Source organism: Qaidamihabitans albus (genome assembly GCF_016464705.1).
GTDB lineage: Bacteria > Actinomycetota > Actinomycetes > Mycobacteriales > Pseudonocardiaceae > Qaidamihabitans > Qaidamihabitans albus.
Map to the genome: position 1 here is coordinate 263972 of NZ_JAEHOB010000004.1, position 15123 is coordinate 279094.

General features: G+C 72.9%; 18 protein-coding genes and 1 riboswitch. Of the genes, 10 read left to right on the forward strand and 8 right to left on the reverse strand.

The features are described 5' to 3' along the window. The first annotated feature begins 157 nt into the window (after nt 1-157). Together thiD and JAP66_RS10235 are read left to right on the forward strand one after the other, a co-directional pair. Entirely contained in the window at nt 158-979 is an 822-nt protein-coding gene (gene thiD, locus JAP66_RS10230; RefSeq protein WP_199431400.1) for a bifunctional hydroxymethylpyrimidine kinase/phosphomethylpyrimidine kinase, read from the forward strand. An 18-nt stretch (nt 980-997) separates the two neighbouring features. Then, nucleotides 998-1813, forward strand: coding sequence for an ion transporter (locus JAP66_RS10235; protein WP_199431401.1), 816 nt, complete (start codon nt 998-1000; stop codon nt 1811-1813). A 54-nt stretch (nt 1814-1867) separates the two neighbouring features. On the opposite strand, the gene JAP66_RS10240 is transcribed toward JAP66_RS10235, so the two are convergent. The 4 genes from JAP66_RS10240 to thiO all read right to left on the reverse strand — a co-directional run bounded on the left by JAP66_RS10240 (nt 1868) and on the right by thiO (nt 4526). Continuing rightward, on the reverse strand, nt 1868-2299 hold the full coding sequence (locus JAP66_RS10240; RefSeq protein WP_199431402.1) for a MarR family winged helix-turn-helix transcriptional regulator: 432 nt from the start codon (nt 2297-2299) through the stop codon (nt 1868-1870). A gap of 66 nt (nt 2300-2365) precedes the next feature. Beyond that, a complete protein-coding gene (locus tag JAP66_RS10245) occupies nt 2366-3142 on the reverse strand; it encodes a thiazole synthase (protein WP_199431403.1) in 777 nt (258 codons plus the stop codon). A gap of 2 nt (nt 3143-3144) precedes the next feature. Continuing rightward, entirely contained in the window at nt 3145-3345 is a 201-nt protein-coding gene (thiS, locus tag JAP66_RS10250; RefSeq protein ID WP_199431404.1) for a sulfur carrier protein ThiS, read from the reverse strand. Further along, nucleotides 3345-4526, reverse strand: a complete 1182-nt coding sequence (gene thiO, locus JAP66_RS10255) for a glycine oxidase ThiO (RefSeq protein ID WP_199431405.1) — start codon at nt 4524-4526, stop codon at nt 3345-3347. The genes thiS and thiO overlap by 1 nt, the downstream gene beginning before the upstream one ends. Then, nucleotides 4521-4626: riboswitch (TPP riboswitch) on the reverse strand. It overlaps the preceding gene by 6 nt. 32 nt (nt 4627-4658) lie before the next feature. Between thiO and thiE the strand changes: the two genes are divergently transcribed. After that, a complete protein-coding gene (gene thiE / locus JAP66_RS10260; protein WP_199431406.1) occupies nt 4659-5339 on the forward strand; it encodes a thiamine phosphate synthase in 681 nt (226 codons plus the stop codon). Between the two features lie 8 nt (nt 5340-5347). Here the strand turns inward: thiE and JAP66_RS32055 are convergent, their stop codons facing one another. The 3 genes from JAP66_RS32055 to JAP66_RS10275 form a co-directional block, all read right to left on the reverse strand. Continuing rightward, nucleotides 5348-6274: a hypothetical protein gene (locus JAP66_RS32055; RefSeq protein WP_235998906.1), complete on the reverse strand. Its 927-nt coding sequence runs from the start codon at nt 6272-6274 to the stop codon at nt 5348-5350. A gap of 119 nt (nt 6275-6393) precedes the next feature. Further along, nucleotides 6394-7893, reverse strand: a complete 1500-nt coding sequence (locus JAP66_RS10270; RefSeq protein ID WP_199431407.1) for an MFS transporter — start codon at nt 7891-7893, stop codon at nt 6394-6396. A gap of 1 nt (nt 7894) precedes the next feature. Beyond that, a complete protein-coding gene (locus tag JAP66_RS10275; protein WP_199431408.1) occupies nt 7895-8653 on the reverse strand; it encodes a GntR family transcriptional regulator in 759 nt (252 codons plus the stop codon). Between the two features lie 150 nt (nt 8654-8803). Here JAP66_RS10275 and JAP66_RS10280 point away from each other — a divergent pair, with 150 nt between their 5' ends. After that, nucleotides 8804-9820, forward strand: coding sequence for an SIS domain-containing protein (locus tag JAP66_RS10280; protein WP_199431622.1), 1017 nt, complete (start codon nt 8804-8806; stop codon nt 9818-9820). Continuing rightward, entirely contained in the window at nt 9817-10842 is a 1026-nt protein-coding gene (locus JAP66_RS10285) for an N-acetylglucosamine kinase (protein ID WP_199431409.1), read from the forward strand. Before JAP66_RS10280 ends, JAP66_RS10285 begins: the two co-directional genes overlap by 4 nt. Nucleotides 10843-10852: 10 nt before the next feature. Here JAP66_RS10285 and JAP66_RS10290 read toward each other — a convergent pair whose 3' ends face one another. Next, nucleotides 10853-11512: a DUF3159 domain-containing protein gene (locus JAP66_RS10290; protein ID WP_199431410.1), complete on the reverse strand. Its 660-nt coding sequence runs from the start codon at nt 11510-11512 to the stop codon at nt 10853-10855. A 242-nt stretch (nt 11513-11754) separates the two neighbouring features. Between JAP66_RS10290 and JAP66_RS10295 the strand changes: the two genes are divergently transcribed. The 5 genes from JAP66_RS10295 (at nt 11755) to JAP66_RS10315 (ending at nt 15099) form a co-directional block, all read left to right on the forward strand. Further along, nucleotides 11755-12570, forward strand: a complete 816-nt coding sequence (locus tag JAP66_RS10295) for an SGNH/GDSL hydrolase family protein (RefSeq protein ID WP_199431411.1) — start codon at nt 11755-11757, stop codon at nt 12568-12570. A gap of 58 nt (nt 12571-12628) precedes the next feature. Continuing rightward, nucleotides 12629-13306, forward strand: a complete 678-nt coding sequence (locus JAP66_RS10300; RefSeq protein WP_199431412.1) for an OmpA family protein — start codon at nt 12629-12631, stop codon at nt 13304-13306. A 3-nt stretch (nt 13307-13309) separates the two neighbouring features. After that, nucleotides 13310-13597: a hypothetical protein gene (locus JAP66_RS10305; protein ID WP_235998907.1), complete on the forward strand. Its 288-nt coding sequence runs from the start codon at nt 13310-13312 to the stop codon at nt 13595-13597. A gap of 123 nt (nt 13598-13720) precedes the next feature. Continuing rightward, nucleotides 13721-14227: a DUF6932 family protein gene (locus JAP66_RS10310; RefSeq protein WP_199431413.1), complete on the forward strand. Its 507-nt coding sequence runs from the start codon at nt 13721-13723 to the stop codon at nt 14225-14227. Further along, on the forward strand, nt 14221-15099 hold the full coding sequence (locus JAP66_RS10315; protein WP_199431414.1) for a hypothetical protein: 879 nt from the start codon (nt 14221-14223) through the stop codon (nt 15097-15099). The genes JAP66_RS10310 and JAP66_RS10315 overlap by 7 nt, the downstream gene beginning before the upstream one ends. The last annotated feature ends 24 nt before the right edge of the window (nt 15100-15123 follow it).

Here is a 15123-nt window from a genome sequence, read left to right on the forward strand (position 1 = left end):
GTCGTTCGAACAGCGGATCCGCCGCCGCGCATCGGAAGCGTGAACCGGTGGTGAACGGCCCACGTCGTGCGGCACGTTGCGTCCATGTCCGTCCACAGTGCATCGGTCCGGGCGACCGGGTGGCCTGCGACGACCGACGGCGGTGACACTGGGGAACATGGATGAGACACCTCGCCCGCCAGCCGCGCTGACCATCGCCGGATCCGACTCGGGCGGCGCCGCCGGGTTGCAGGCCGACCTGCGGACGTTTCTGACCTGCGGGGTGCACGGTCTCGTCGCGGTCACCGCGGTGACCGTGCAGAACACGCTCGGTGTGCACGACCGCACCGACATTCCCGCGCCGATCGTCGCCGGGCAGATCGAGGCCGTCGCAACCGACATGGGAGTGCAGGCCGCGAAGACCGGCATGCTCGCCTCGGCCGGGATCATCCGGGCGGTGGCGCAGGCGTGCGACGCGGCCGGCATCGGCGGCGAGGTGCCGTTCGTCGTCGACCCGGTCGCCGCGTCGATGCACGGACATCCGCTGTTCGACGGCGCCGGGCTCGACGCGCTGCGGGAGGAGCTGCTGCCGAGGGCGACCGTGCTGACCCCGAACCTCGACGAGGTGCGGCTGCTCACCGGGATCAAGGTCACCGGCCGGGACGAGATGCGCGCGGCCGCGGTGGCACTGCACGCACTCGGCCCGCGGTACGTACTGGTCAAGAGCGGGCACCTGCGCACCGACCCGGAGTGCGTCGACCTGCTCTACGACGGCACGACCTTCGTCGAGCTGCCGGGACCCCGCTACGCGACCCGGCACACCCACGGCGCGGGCGACGCGATGGCCTCGGCGCTCACCGCGGGGCTGGCGCGCGGCATGCCGGTCCCCGAGGCGGCACGGTTCGGCAAGGCCTACGTCACCAACGCCGTCCGGCACTCGTATCCGATGGGCGCCGAGGTCGGCCCCGTTTCCGCTTTCTGGCGCCTGGCACCGGAGTAGGTGGCCTACCATCGCGGCGTGACGACGCGGGAGCGGGTGCGGCGGCTGGTCGACGACCGGCGGTTCCAGAACTTCATCATCGCGGTGATCGTCTTCAACGCGATCACCCTCGCGCTCGAGACCTCGCAGTCGATGCTCGCGGCGTTCGGTGGCGTGCTGCACACGCTCGACTACCTGGCGCTCACGATCTTCGTGGTCGAGCTGCTCGCGAAGCTCTACGCCTACCGCGGCGACTTCCTCCGCGACTCCTGGAACATCTTCGACGTCGTCGTGGTCGGGATCGCGCTGGTGCCCGCGACGGGTCCGTTCGCGGTGCTGCGGGCACTGCGCATCCTGCGGGTGCTGCGGCTGGTCTCGCTGGTGCCATCGATGCGCAAGGTCGTCGCGGGGCTGCTCGCCGCGGTACCCGGGATGGCCTCGATCGCGGCCCTGCTCGGGCTGGTCGTGTTCGTGGCGGCCGTGATGGCCACCAAGCTCTTCGGTGCGATCGCGCCGGACGACTTCGGCAGCCTCGGGGCGTCGCTGTTCACGCTGTTCCAGGTGATGACCGGGGAGGCGTGGCCGGACATCGCCAAGGCGATCATGGAGCAGCAGCCGCTGGCCTGGATCTTCTTCGTGATCTACATCCTGGTCTCCAGCTTCGCCGTGCTGAACCTCTTCATCGCCGTGATCGTGAGCGCGATGGAGGACCAGCTGCGCGACGAGATCCGGGAGGAGGAGGACAAGCAGGCGGCGGCGCAGGACGCGGCCAACCAGGCGATCCTCGCCGAGCTGCGCGCCCTGCGAACCGAGATCGCGCAGCTACGACAGCAGCGGGAACCGGATCCGCGCTAGTCCACCGCTCGTGAGTGCGCACGCGAGTTCTAACTCGTGTACGCACTCACGAGGCTAGTCCTCGTCGGTGAGCAGGGCCTCCAGCGCGGGCAGCGCCGCGGTCAGCGCCTCCCGGTGCTCCGGGGACAGTCGCTCGATGCGCCTGCCGAGCTCGTGCACGCGGGTGGAGCGGACCCCGGACAGCAGCCGCTCGCCGTCCTCGGTCACCGTCGCGAGCCAGGCCCTGCGGTCCAGCGGATCGGACTCCCGGCGCACGTAACCCGCTTCGACCAGGGCGGCCACGATGCGTGACATCGTCGCCGCCGCGACGCCCTCCTTCGCGGCCAGGTCGCCCAGCCGCATCTGGCCGAACGCGGCCAGGGTGGCGAGCGCCGAGATCGCGCCGTGCCCCGGTCCAGGCGTGCCCGCCTGCCGCAGTGAGCGGGAAAGCCTGCCGACGGCCAGGAACAACCTGCCAGGGACATCCTGCGATGACGACGTGGTCACCTAGCGCTCCTTCGTATGCGCGCGGCCGGAAGTGCCGCTCACCATACGTGGCCGCACCTCGCGGCCCTACCGCGGTGGGCTCGACGCCTGCGCCCAGAACCGCTGCGGGATCCGGCCCGCGGCGCGCGCGAGCCGGCCCGCGGTCACCGCCGAGCGCATCGCGTACGCCATCCGCTCGGGGTCCTGCGCCCGCGTGACGGCCGTGGACAGCAGCACCGCGTCGCAGCCCAGCTCCATCGCGAGCGCCGCGTCGGAGGCGGTTCCGATGCCGGCGTCCAGGATGATCGGCACCCCGGCGCGGGAGACGATCAGCTCGATGTTGTGCGGGTTGCGGATGCCGAGCCCGGTGCCGATCGGCGCGCCGAGCGGCATCACCGCGGCGCAGCCTGCCTCCTCCAGCCGCAGGGCGAGCACCGGGTCGTCGTTGGTGTAGACGAACACGGTGAACCCGTCGGCCACCAGCCGCTCGGCGGCGTCCAGTGTCTCCACCGGGTCCGGCAGCAACGTGCGGTCGTCGGCGTGCACCTCGAGCTTCACGAGGTCGGTCTCCAGCGCCTCCCTGGCGAGCTGCGCGGTGAGCACCGCCTCGGCGGCGCTGCGACAGCCCGCGGTGTTGGGCAGCAGCGTGATGTCCAGCCGCCGCAGCAGCTCCAGCACCCCCGAGCCGCCCTCGGCGTCGGCACGCCGCATGGCGACCGTGGTGAGCTCCGTGCCGGAGGCCACCAGCGCGCGTTCCAGCACGCTCAGGTTGCCGGCGCCGCCCGTGCCGATGATCAGCCGGGAGCCCAGCTTGTGCTCGCCGATCACCAGCTGGTCACCGTCCGTGCCGAGTCCATCGGTCATGTTCAGCCTCCCTGCACCGCGGTGAGGATCTCCAGCCGCGCGCCGTCCGGCACCGCGGTCGCCGTCCAGTCGCCCCGCCGCACGACCTCGCCGTCGAGCGCCACCGCGACGCCCCGCCGCGCGGCGCCCAGCTCCGCCAGTACGTCGGCGACCGAGCTGCCGTCGGGGAACTCCCGCGTCTCGTCGTTCACATGCACATTCATCAGACCCGTTCCTCACTGCCTGTCCGGCTCGGCCGCGCGGCCTCCGCGTGGGGCGGCAGCGGCCGCCCGGCGAGCAGGGCCAGCACGGCGTCGGCGGTGACCGGCGCCAGCAACAACCCGTTCCGGTGGTGTCCGGTCGCGGCCAGCACCCCGTCGCCGAGCACCCCGAGGTAGGGCAGGTTGTCGGCGCTGGCCGCACGCAGCCCGGCCGCGGTCTCCACCAGCTCGTACTCGGCGACGGCCGGGAAGACGCGCTCGGCGCCCTCCAGCAGCTCGCGCACGCCCCGCGCGGTGACCGTCGAATCGAACCCCGCCTCGTACTGGGTCGCGCCGAGCACCAGCTCGCCGCCGTCCCGCGGCACGAGGTACACGGGCCTGCCCTCGACCACGGCACGCACCGTGCGCCGCGGCGGCGGCAGGGTGTGCCTGCGCGCCCGCAACCGCAGGATCTCGCCCTTGAGCGGGCGTACCCGGCCGGCCAGTTCGGGATGCAGCCGCGCGCTCCACGCCCCGGCGGCCAGCAGCACGGTATCGAAGCCGCGCTCGGCCGAGTGCGTCCGCACCAGGTCCGGCTCCACCGTGACGGCCTGCTCGGCGACGAACGCGGCACCGTGCCGCAGGGCGGCCGCGCGCAGGGCGTCGAGCAGCTTCCGGTTGTCCACGGCCAGGTCGCCGGGGACCAGCAGACCGCCGTGCACGGCACCGCTGAGCCCCTGCTCGGCCCGGCGGATCTCCCTGCCACCCACCGGTGCCACCTCGCGCCCGAGCCCGCGCAGGTACCGCGCGAGCACGTCCAGCTGCTCGGCGTCGGCCCGGTCGAAGGCGGCGACGAGGGTCCCGGACCGCGACAGGCCCGGATCGACGCCCTCGGCGTGCAGGTCCTCGGCGAAACCGGGCCAGCGGCGCAGGGACTCCTCGCCGAGCTGGAGCACGTCCTCCTCGCCGGGCCAAGCCTCGGTGACCGGGGCGAGCATGCCTCCGGCGACCCACGAGGCGCCCCGCCCCGGCGCCGGATCGATGACGGTGACGCGGTACCCGGCGGCCGCCGCGCGCCAGGCGACCGCGAGGCCGATGACACCGGCCCCCACCACCGCAAGGCTGGTCCTGGCACCTTCGGCAGGCGCGTTCGATCGCTCGGCCTTGGCAGGCGCGTCACGGTGGTCTACTGGCTTGTCACTCATGGGAATCACGCTCCCTGCGCCGGCATGACCCGGATCAGGTTCCACGGTCGGAGCGGCAGCTCCCTCTCAGCCCGTGCCAAGGGCTCCCGTGCGGACCCCTCCCACGGTACAGGGCCGTACTACTGTGACGCCATGCCCGGCCTCAACGGTGACCAGATCAGGAAACGTCTCGCGGACGCCAGGTTGTACCTGTGCACCGACGCCCGCGCCTCTCGCGGCGACCTCGCCGAGTTCGCCCGCGCGGCGCTCGCCGGCGGGGTCGACGTCATCCAGCTGCGGGACAAGCGCGACGGTGCCCCGCTCGAGGCGAAACAGGAGCTCGCGGCGCTCGAGGTGCTGGCCGAGGTGTGCGCGGAGCAGGGCACGCTGCTGTCGGTGAACGACCGCGCCGACATCGCGCTCGCCGTCGGCGCCGACGTGCTGCACCTGGGCCAGGACGACATCCCGGTGCCGCTCGCCCGCCGGATCCTCGGCGACGAGCCTGCGCTCGGCCGCTCGACGCACTCGCTGGAGCAGGCCGGGGCGGCGGCGGCCGAACCGGGGGTCGACTACTTCTGCGTCGGCCCCTGCTGGCCCACCCCGACCAAGCCCGGCCGCGAGGCCCCTGGCCTCGACCTCGTTCGCGGGGTCGCGGGCAGCGTAGGCACCGTGCGGCCGTGGTTCGCGATCGGCGGGATCGACCGGCAGCGGCTGCCCGAGGTCCGCGCGGCCGGTGCGGACCGCGTCGTGGTGGTGCGGGCCATCACCGAGGCCGGGGACCCCGCCGCGGCCGCCGCGGCGCTGCGTGCCGACCTGGACGCGGGCCGCTCGTGACCAGGTCGTCAGGGAGCGGGAGCGGGCTCGACGGGTAGTCCCTGCTCCTCGCCCGGAGCGGGCTCGACGGGAGCGGGCTCCTCGCTCTCCGTCGGCTGCTCCGCCTCGGTCGGCGTGCTCGTCTCCGTCTGGGTCTCCGTCGGCGTCGGCGTGTCGGTGCCCTCAGGATCCTCGGCCGGTTGCCCGGGTTGCTGCTGCTCGTCGTCGGTCGGCGCCTGCTCCTGCTGACCGCCGGAGTCCTGGCCACCGCCGCCGACGAGCCTGCCCACGGTGCTGCCCTGGCCGCCGGACAGCGTTCCGCCGGTGGCCTGCTCGATGCCCGTGACGATCAGCATCCCGATCACGAACGCCAGTACGCTCGTCGCCGCGACGACTCCCCAGCGGCGCTTCGACCAGCCCCTGATGCCGGAGCGGCGCTCGGCGCCCGGCTGGTGGGTCTCGGTGTCCGGCTTCGGCAGGAACACGGTCGGCTCCTCGGAGCCCGGCGGTTGCTCGTCACCGGGACCCGGCAGGCGCCGGGTCGCCTCCGTGCTCGTCCACGGGCCGCCTGCCTGCTGGAACACCTCGGTGGACCGGGCCCGTGGCCGCTGCCGGTAGGCGAAGGTGTGGCTGCCCGGCACCTGGCGCGCCGCCACCTTCTCGGCTGGCACGACGCGCATCGCGAGCTCCTTGGTTCGCAGCGCCGCGGTCTTCGTGCGCTCCAGCGAACGCAGGTACAGCTCACTGCCCACGGTCGACAGCACGCTGATCAGGCCCGCGCCGAGCACCGTGCCGTAGACGCCCAGCGACGAGCCGAGGAACGCGGCCGTCACGGCCGCCAGCCCGGCGGCGGTCACCTGCACCGGCCGCAGGCCCGACTTCTCCTTGGACTCAGTGGCCTCGTCCTGCACCGAGGTCCCGCCGGATTCCTCCGGTTTCCCCTTTTTCTCGGTCATGATCCCGATCTGCTCGCACTCCCGTTACCCACCCTCAACGTATGTATCGCCGCACGTTCTCCCTATGTTGCCACCGAGTGACCACGGACACTATGTCCACAGTAGACAGAAGCGAAAACTCACGGTTCTTTTACGCCGGAGGGCCGTCCGGAATGTGCGTGCGCCGGTGGCCCCTCGACCCCGCAGTGCACGCGATCCCCGCCGCGCGGGCGGTCGGTGCCGAGCACGTCGTTGCGCACCCCGGCACCGAACACGGCGCCGAGCACGGCCAGCCCCGCGCCCGCCCAGAGGGCGGTCCGCCAGCCCGCCGTCAGCGCCGCCGGGTCGGAGTAGGCCGCACCGGTCAGCCCCGCCACCGTGGGCAGCAGCGCGATGGCGAGCAGGCTCCCGGTCCTGGCGATCGCGTTGTTCACACCCGAGGCGACGCCGGCGTGCCGGTCCGGCGCGGCGGCCAGCGCGGTCGCCGTTACCGGAGCGACCACCGTGGCCAGGCCGAGACCGAAGACGGCGACCGCGGGCAGCACCGCGCCCGCGTAGGAGGCGCCCGGCACGACCCGGCGCAGCAGCAGCATCCCGGCCGCGATCAGCAGCGGCCCGGCGACCAGCTGGGCGCGGGGGCCGATCCGCTGCGCCAGCGCACCCGACCTGCTGGACAGCGCGAGCATCAGGAGCGTGATCGGCAGACCGGCGGCACCCGCAGCAGTCGGCGAGTATCCCAGCGACACCTGTAGCTGCATGACCAGCAGCATCATGACCCCGCCGAGCGCCGCGTAGACGGTCAGCGTCAGGCCGTTGGCGCACACGAACGTCCGGTCCGCGAACAGGCCGGGCGGTACGAGCGGATCGCGCGAGCGCAGTTGCAGGCGGACGAACGCGGCGAACGCGAGCACCCCGGCCACCCCGGCGCCGAGGACGAGCGGATCCGCCGCCCCGCGCGCGGGGCCCTCGACCAGCGCGGCGGTGATGCCCGCGAGCCCGGCCGCGCCGAGCACTGTCGACACCACGCCCGGCCTGCCCTGGCCCTGCTCGTCACACGACTCGGGCACGTACCGCCGCGCCAGCCAGACACAGACCACCGCGATCGGCAGGTTCACGAAGAACGCCAGCCGCCACGACCAGACCTGCACCAGCACCCCGCCGACGAGCGGCCCGATCGCCGCCGCGATGCCGCTGAACCCCGACCACGCGCCGATCGCCCTTGAGCGCTCGGCGCGGGCGAACGAGGCCTGCAGGATCGCCAGCGACCCCGGGGTGAGCAGCGCGGCGCCCATGCCCTGCAGCACGCGGGCCGCGACCAGCGTCCCGGTGGTCGGCGCGAGGCCGCACAGCAGCGACGCGGCCCCGAACCAGACCACGCCGAGCTGGAACATCCGGCGCCTGCCGTAGCGGTCGCCGAGTGCACCGGCGACCAGGATCAGCGCCGCGAGCGAGAGCAGGTAGCCGTCGAGCACCCATTGCAGCCCCGAGACGGAGGCGTCCAGTTCCGCGCCGATCCGGGGCAGCGCCACGTTGACGACCGTGCCGTCGAGCATCGCCATCCCGGAGCCGAGGATGGTCGTGGCCAGCACACCCCGCGCCGCTGTGCTGCCCCACCGGACGGTCCCCGCCGGCGCGGTCATGTCACGGCCGGCGCAGCGTGGTGACGAACTTGTACCGGTCGCCCCGGTAGATCGAGCGCACGAACTCCACCGGCTTGCCGTCGGTGGCGAAGGAGTGCCTGGACAGCAGCAGCACCGGCATGCCGACGTCCGCGCCGAGCAGCTCGGCCTCCTGTGGACCGGCGAGGGAGGTCTCGATCGTCTCCTCGGCGCGGTCGAACTCCACGTCGTAACGCTCCCGCAGCACCGCGTAGAGCGAGCCGCCCGCGGAGACGTGCTTGCGCAGGCCGCGGAAGCGAGCCAGTGGCAGGTGCGTCGTCTCCAGGGCCATCGGCTCGTCGTCGGCGAGCCGCAGCCGGCGCAGCCGCAGGACCTTGGCCCCCGTGCGCACGCCGAGCAGCTTCGGCAGCTCTCCCTCGGCGGGCAGCTCGTCGATCTCCAGCAGCCGTGACGAGGGCGCGCGGCCCTGCGCCTTCATGTCCTCGGTGTAGGAGGACAGCTGCAACCGCTGGGCGACCTTGGGCTCGGCGGCGAAGGTGCCCTTGCCCTGCACCCGGTGCAGCCTGCCCTCGGCCGTCAGGTCCGCGAGCGCCTGGCGGACGGTGGTCCGGGAGACGTTGAACTCGCCGGCGAGTGCCCGTTCCGTCGGGATGGGCGAGCCGGGCGGCAGCGCGTCGAGGAGGTCGAGCAGGTGCTGTTTGAGCGCCCAGTACTTCGGCTCGCGCTGGCCCCGCGCGCCGGACACCGAGCCCGGCGAGCCACCGGCAACCGTCTCCAACATGACCGACTCCTTCACTCCCGCACGCGGATTCCTCGCAATGAAACGTACCCTGCACAGAGTACGTTGCGTCACGGCTACTATTGGTCTAGACCTTGTCGGGTGACGGAGAGGACCACAGTGAGCGAGAGCAGGACGGGCCCCGGCGAGCACATGACCGCCGAGATCGCCGAACAGCCCGACGTACTGGCCGGGATCGCCACGGCGCGAGACGGTATCGCCGACGTCGCGCGGGCCATCGCCGAGCATCCACCGCGGTTCGCGCTGCTCGCCGCCCGCGGGTCCAGCGATCACGCCGCGCTGTACGCGAAGTACCTGATCGAGGTACTCCTCGGGCTGCCTGCCGGGCTCGTGTCGCCGTCCACCACGACGCTCTACGATGCCCGCCCCGACCTGCGGGAAGTGTTGCTGATCTCGGTCAGCCAGAGCGGCGGCTCACCCGATCTGCTCGAGGTCACCGAGGCCGCCCGCGCGCACGGCGCCCGCACCGTCGCCGTGAGCAACACCCCGTCCTCGCCGCTGCACGGGGTGGCCGACCTCGCCGTCGACATCCGGGCCGGGCAGGAGAACGCGGTCGCCGCGACCAAGACCTACACGGCCACGCTGCTGACGCTCTACCTGCTGGTGGACGGCATCCGCGGGGGCACCGGCGAGCACGTGCGCGACATCGGCGACCTCGCCGGGCGCGCGCTGCGGGAGGCCGCGGGCGGGGTCGAGCGCGCGATCGATCGTTACCGTTTCGTTGACCGGATCATCACCGCGGGGCGTGGCTACTCCTACGCCACCGCGCTGGAGGCCTCGCTGAAGCTCGCCGAGACCAGCTACCTCGCCGCCCGCGCCTACAGCGGGGCCGACCTGCTGCACGGGCCGGTGGCCGCCGTCGACGAGGAGACCGCGGTGCTGGCCGTGACGAGCGCGGGCAAGGGCGGTGCCGCCATGCACGACGTGCTCGGCACGGTCACCGAGCGGGGCGCCGACGTGCTCGCCGTCGGCTCGGCCGCCGAATCCGTGCCCGCCGCGCTGCGGATCGGCGTCCCGGAGACCGCGGAGGAGGTGGCGCCGATCCTCGAGGTGCTGCCCGTGCAACGGCTCGCACTCGGGCTCGCGCTCGCCCGCGGCGGTGATCCGGACCACCCGCGCGGCCTGCGGAAGGTGACGAAGACCCGATGACCGGGCACGTCGTGGGTGTCGACGCCGGCGGAACGTCGACGCGGGCGCTGGCGCTCGCCGCCGACGGCACGGTGCTCGGCAGCGGCCTCGCCGGAGGGGGCAACCCCAACTCGCACCCGGCCGAGCAGGCGGCCGCGGCCATCGCCGAGGCGATCACGGGCGCGCTGGCCGGTCTCGACGCCGCCGCGACGCGCGCGTGCGTGGTCGCGATGGCAGGTTCGAGCAAGCTCACCGACCCGGCCGTCACGGCACTGTTCGAGCGGGCCTGGCGGCGGGCCGGCCTCGCCGCGTCGCCGCGGGTCGCCTCGGACGCCGAGGCCGCGTTCGCCTCCGCGACCCCGGCGCCGGACGGGACCGTGCTGGTGGCGGGCACCGGCTCGATCGCGGGCCGGATCCGGGCGCGGCGCCTGGTGTCCACCGCGGGCGGCTACGGCTGGCTGCTCGGCGACGAGGGGTCGGGGTTCTGGATCGGCCGCGAGGCCGTGCGGACCACCCTCGACGCGCTGGCGCGGCGCGCGGAGCCGGGGCTGCTGGCCCGGGCCGTGCTCACGGAGGCCCTCGGCGAGTCCGCCGCCGCCGTCTCCACCGTCTCCACTGCCACCACCGTGCTCACCGGAGCCGAGCCCGACGACACGGTCCGGCGGCGCACCGCGCACCGGCTCATCACGGCCGCCAACGAGGAGTCCCCGGTACGCCTGGCGCGGTTCGCGCCGCTGGTCAGCACCGCCAGCGCGGCCGGTGACCCGGCGGCGCTGGCGATCGTCGAGGCCGCCGCGCGCTCGCTGACCGAGACGGCCCTCGCCACTCGCGAGCCGGGTGAGCGCACGCCGATCGTGCTCGTCGGCAGCGTGCTCGGCGAGGCCAGCCCGGTCGGCACGCTGGTCCGTGCCGCGCTGAGCGAGTCCGAGGTGCTCGCCAGCTCCGACGGCGTGCTCGGCGCCGCGTGGCTGGCCGCCCTCGACGCCTTCGGTGAGCGGGCGCCACGACCGGCCGCGCGCGTCGCGCAGGCCCGGCCGGGCTGAGCGCCGCGGGCTACCGCGGTTGCGGCTTGCGCAGGCCAGGATGGTCCGCGGGCAGCGCCCGGTAGAGCACCCACCCGCTCAGCGTGAGCGTCAGCGCGACCAGAGGCCATGACAGCACCGTGCGCGCGACGCCGAGTGCCACCACCTGGCCGCTCCACCACAACGATCCGAACACGAGCACGCGCACCGTGTACTGGCCGAAGACCCACACCCAGCTCGCGCGCGAGTACGCGCGCAACAGGTCCGGATCCCGGCGCCAGCGGGTCTTCTGGCCCAGCGCGAACCCGGCGACGACACCGAGCAGTGGCCAGCGGACGACGATGCTCACCGCCCAGAGCAGCGCGCTGGCCACATTGGACAGCAGCTGGATGAGGAAGAAGTCCTCCGCGCGCCCGGTGTAGAGGGCGATCAGTGCCGCCACGACGACGGCGGCCAGACTGACCAGGACGGCCCTTGCCTTGTCCCCGCGGAGCAGCCGGAACGCGCCGACCAGCACGCTCAGCGCGATCGCGGCGACCGCACCCCATCCGATCGAGCGATCGGCGACCAGCCAGCCCACGACGAACGCCAGCGGCGGCAGGCTCGCGTCGATCGCTCCCTTACGCCCGCCGAGCAGGCTCGCCAGCGACTCACGCGCGGTCGCGGGCTGGGTCGTGGAACTGTCGGTCACACCGACTAGCCTGCCTGAGAACCGGCCCGGAACTCCACCGAACCGCCTGAAATCGGGAGACCAACCCCGTCGAGCAGGAGGTCCCGGATCTGTAATACGGCTGCGCGGAGGACCGACAAGGGAAGAGACTGGGGAATCGGACGCACCGACGGTGGCGTAGGCGGGGAAGGCACTGGCACCTTCGGGCGTTGATCGGAGGGGACGTGGATCTTCACAGGGGCGCTTGGGCGGAGGAGGACACCGTGAACGGCTTCGAAAGCTATGTTGCGATCGGCGACAGCTTCACCGAGGGCCTGAACGACCACCGCCCTGACGGCACCTTCCGCGGCTGGGCCGACCGGCTGGCCGAGATTCTCGCGGCGGGAAGGCCGGGGTTTCGCTACGCCAACCTCGCCCTGCGCGGCAAGCTGCTCGGCGAGATCTGGGACGAGCAGCTGCCGGTCGCACTCGGCATCAAGCCCGACCTGGTCACCGTGTGCGCGGGCGGAAACGACATCATCGTGCCCGGCGCGGATGTGGACACGGTCGCCGAGCGCTTCGAGCAGGGCATCGCCGAGCTGCGGCGGGCAGGCATCAACGTGCTGATCTTCACCGGCCCGGACACCAAGCAGATGTCGGTGATGAGCATCCTGCGCGGCAAGGTCGGCATCTACAACGCGCACCTGTGGGCGATCGCCGAGCGCTACGGCGCCAGGGTGGTCGACCTCTGGGCGATGGACGTGCTGCACCACGCGCGGGCCTGGAGCGACGACCGGCTGCACTTCACCTCCGAGGGGCATCACCGGATCGCGCTGCGCACGGCAGAGGTGCTGGGCGTCCACACCGGCCAGGACTGGCGGGAGCCGTGGCCGATGACCGAGGAGCAGGTCAACTGGCTGACGATGCGCCGCTCCGACCTGGAGTGGACCAAGACGCACCTGCTGCCGTGGATCCGCCGTCAGTTGCGCGGCCAGTCCATGGGCGACGGCCTCTCGCCGAAGCGGCCCCATCTCTCGCCGCTCTTGGAGAACCCGGCGAGCACCGTGCTCGACGCCGCCTGCGACAAGGCCGACTGCTGAGCAGGAGCCCGGCCGCCACTGGTTCGCGTCCGGACGTCCGCGGCCTTACAGTCGGTTCATGTCCGGTGGAGGCGGCCGGCTCTGGTTGATTCCGCTCGCGCTGGTGGTGACGGGCGCGCTGGCGCTCGCCGCGACCTGGTCCACCGCAGGCCGGATCGAGTCGGATCTCGCGGCGCGGGCCCGCGCCGCGCTCGGCGAAGCCGGCCTCCCCGCCGCCGGCGTGACGTTCGACGGCCGGGACGCGCGGATCGGCGACGTACCGCCCGAGCAGGCGCAACGGGCACTCGACGCGGTGCGGGAGCTCGACGGTGTGCGCACCGCCGAGCTGGCCGAGCCGGCCGCCGAACGGGAGCCGGAGTTCTCCGGCGACGAGCGGCAGCGGTTGCAGGCCGACCTGGACCGGCTGCTGGCGGCCCAGCCGATCACCTTCCGGCCGGACACCGCGGAGCTGACCCCGCAGGGCGAGCGAGCGGTCTCACAGGTCGTCGACCTCGTCGAAAAGGCGCCAACGGACACCACGTTCGAGATCGGCGGGCACGTCGCGCCGGTTCCCGGCGGCGATCCGCGCACCGCGGAGGAGCTCTCCCGGCAGCGGGCCGAGGCGGTCGCGGACCGGCTGGTCGCCGCGGGCATCGCGAGGGAGCGGGTGCACCCGGTGGGTTACGGCGACACCCGGCCGCGGTCGGACGGCGGCGCGAGCGAGCTCGATCGGAGAGTGGAGATCACGGTGCGGTAGGCGATGCGCACGGGAGGCGGCATGCTGTGGTTGTTCGGGCAGATCTGGCTGTGGCTGCTGATCGCGTTCGCGCTCGGCTCCGGGCTGACGGCACTCGTGCTGCGGCCGCGGAGGCGCACCCGGGAACCGGCACCACCGCCACCGCCGTCCTACGGCGTCGGCGGGCCACCGGACCAGGGTTACCGTGCGGGCACACTTCCCGGCCGAGAGGAGTGGCACGTGCGCAACGAGTGGCCGAGCGAGGAGGACGTGCCGGACGAGGCCGGGTGGCGGCCGCACCGGGGAGAGTGAGCGGTGGCTGATATCTTCAGCTGTCCCCCCGGTTCGAGGCAACAGGTGGAACCTGGCCGAATACCGCAGTGGCGCGGCGGAACCGGGAGGGTGACCGGCCCCGCCGAAAGCTGAGGAACGTGGATGCCGCTACCGCACTGGACGTCGGAGAAGGTTCTCCCACCCGGGCGGCATTCCGCTGATCTCTCCGACATCTACGAACGTTTCGTGTGGGACGCTCCGCACCGCAACGAGCGCGAGATCCTGTTCAGTGCGCTGAGCGGCTACCTCGGCGTGGTCGCCCGGCTGATCCCGTCCGGCCGCGCCTGGATCGGCGGCGGGATCACCACCCGGATGGACGGCGTGCCGCAGGACGTCGACGTGGTGCTGCTCCCGGACGACTGGGGCAGCCTGAAGCGGCTCGACGGCCCGGCGCGCGCCGCGCTGTACGGGTTGCTGACCCTGCGCGGGGTGATCGCGGAACAGCCTGCGATGTATCTGGAGCAGGTGCAGCCGGTCGGCGGCCTGCTGGACGGCTATCTCTGTCATCCGGGCGACGAAGAGACGTGGGCGGCCGTCTGGTCGTCCGTCAGGGGTCCCCACGGCCCGGTCGAGGGCATGGTCAAGGGCTTCGCGGAGATGACGTGGTGAGCTTCCGAAAGATCGCCGAGGACATTCCGGGCGGCACCTGGCTCGACGACCTCACGCGGGCATCGGCGATGGCCGCGCACGCCAAGTTCGAGCGGACCTGCCGCTCGCCGCTGCTGCGGGTGTCCGTGCTCGGCACGACACAACTCGACGCGTACACGTTCTCCGACATCGGCAAGGCCCTGCAGGACGCGACCGCGAAGATCGGCCACATCGTGCGCAATCCCCAGGGCGAGATCACCTACGTCCAGCACGCCGACCGCGAGAAGGCGCCGCTGATCCAGCGCGGCCAGGCGGGCAACGCGATGTTCTTCGGCTTCCCGGAGACCTCGGAGCCGGACGCGCTGATCCACGACGGGATCGAGACGCTTTCGGAGCGGGCCGTCAAGGAGCTGTGCGACTTCCTGCCCGCCAACGGTTCCGACGACGGCGCGCTCGATGCCGTGCTGCTCCAGCGGGACACCGTGCGCAACGCTGTGAGCGACGTGGTGAACGCGGTGATGAAGACGTCCGGGATCGGGTTCTCGCTGACGCCGACGACCGGTGACGAGCTCACCCGCAGCATGACCACCGAGCAGGCGAAGGTGCTGCAGAACAGCCTGCGGGAGTCACGTGAGGACGTCGGCTACGAGACGGTGACCGGCAGGCTCGACGGCGTACGGACCCGTCGGCGTATCTTCTACCTGGAACGCGACACCGGCAGCACCATCAAGGGTGCCGTGGCACCGGACCTGCTCGACGAGATCAAGCTCAACCTGGACCGCCCGGTCACCGCGCGGCTGCGGGTGGTCCGTACCACCACGATCGACGGCAGGCGGGGCCGCCCGGTGTACGAGCTGCTGGAGATCCGCTCGGAGACCAGCCTGTTCGACTGAGCCCGCGCCCGCGGGTCTGGACGG

Bases quoted from the DNA above. Each gene is read 5' to 3' on its own strand.
- thiD (WP_199431400.1), top strand. From the start codon at position 158: ATGGATGAGACACCTCGCCCGCCAGCCGCGCTGACCATCGCCGGATCC.
- JAP66_RS10245 (WP_199431403.1), bottom strand. From the start codon at position 3,142: ATGACCGATGGACTCGGCACGGACGGTGACCAGCTGGTGATCGGCGAG.
- thiS (WP_199431404.1), bottom strand. From the start codon at position 3,345: ATGAATGTGCATGTGAACGACGAGACGCGGGAGTTCCCCGACGGCAGC.
- thiO (WP_199431405.1), bottom strand. From the start codon at position 4,526: ATGAGTGACAAGCCAGTAGACCACCGTGACGCGCCTGCCAAGGCCGAG.
- thiE (WP_199431406.1), top strand. From the start codon at position 4,659: ATGCCCGGCCTCAACGGTGACCAGATCAGGAAACGTCTCGCGGACGCC.
- JAP66_RS32055 (WP_235998906.1), bottom strand. From the start codon at position 6,274: ATGACCGAGAAAAAGGGGAAACCGGAGGAATCCGGCGGGACCTCGGTG.
- JAP66_RS10270 (WP_199431407.1), bottom strand. From the start codon at position 7,893: ATGACCGCGCCGGCGGGGACCGTCCGGTGGGGCAGCACAGCGGCGCGG.
- JAP66_RS10275 (WP_199431408.1), bottom strand. From the start codon at position 8,653: ATGTTGGAGACGGTTGCCGGTGGCTCGCCGGGCTCGGTGTCCGGCGCG.
- JAP66_RS10280 (WP_199431622.1), top strand. From the start codon at position 8,804: ATGACCGCCGAGATCGCCGAACAGCCCGACGTACTGGCCGGGATCGCC.
- JAP66_RS10285 (WP_199431409.1), top strand. From the start codon at position 9,817: ATGACCGGGCACGTCGTGGGTGTCGACGCCGGCGGAACGTCGACGCGG.
- JAP66_RS10300 (WP_199431412.1), top strand. From the start codon at position 12,629: ATGTCCGGTGGAGGCGGCCGGCTCTGGTTGATTCCGCTCGCGCTGGTG.
- JAP66_RS10305 (WP_235998907.1), top strand. From the start codon at position 13,310: ATGCGCACGGGAGGCGGCATGCTGTGGTTGTTCGGGCAGATCTGGCTG.
- JAP66_RS10310 (WP_199431413.1), top strand. From the start codon at position 13,721: ATGCCGCTACCGCACTGGACGTCGGAGAAGGTTCTCCCACCCGGGCGG.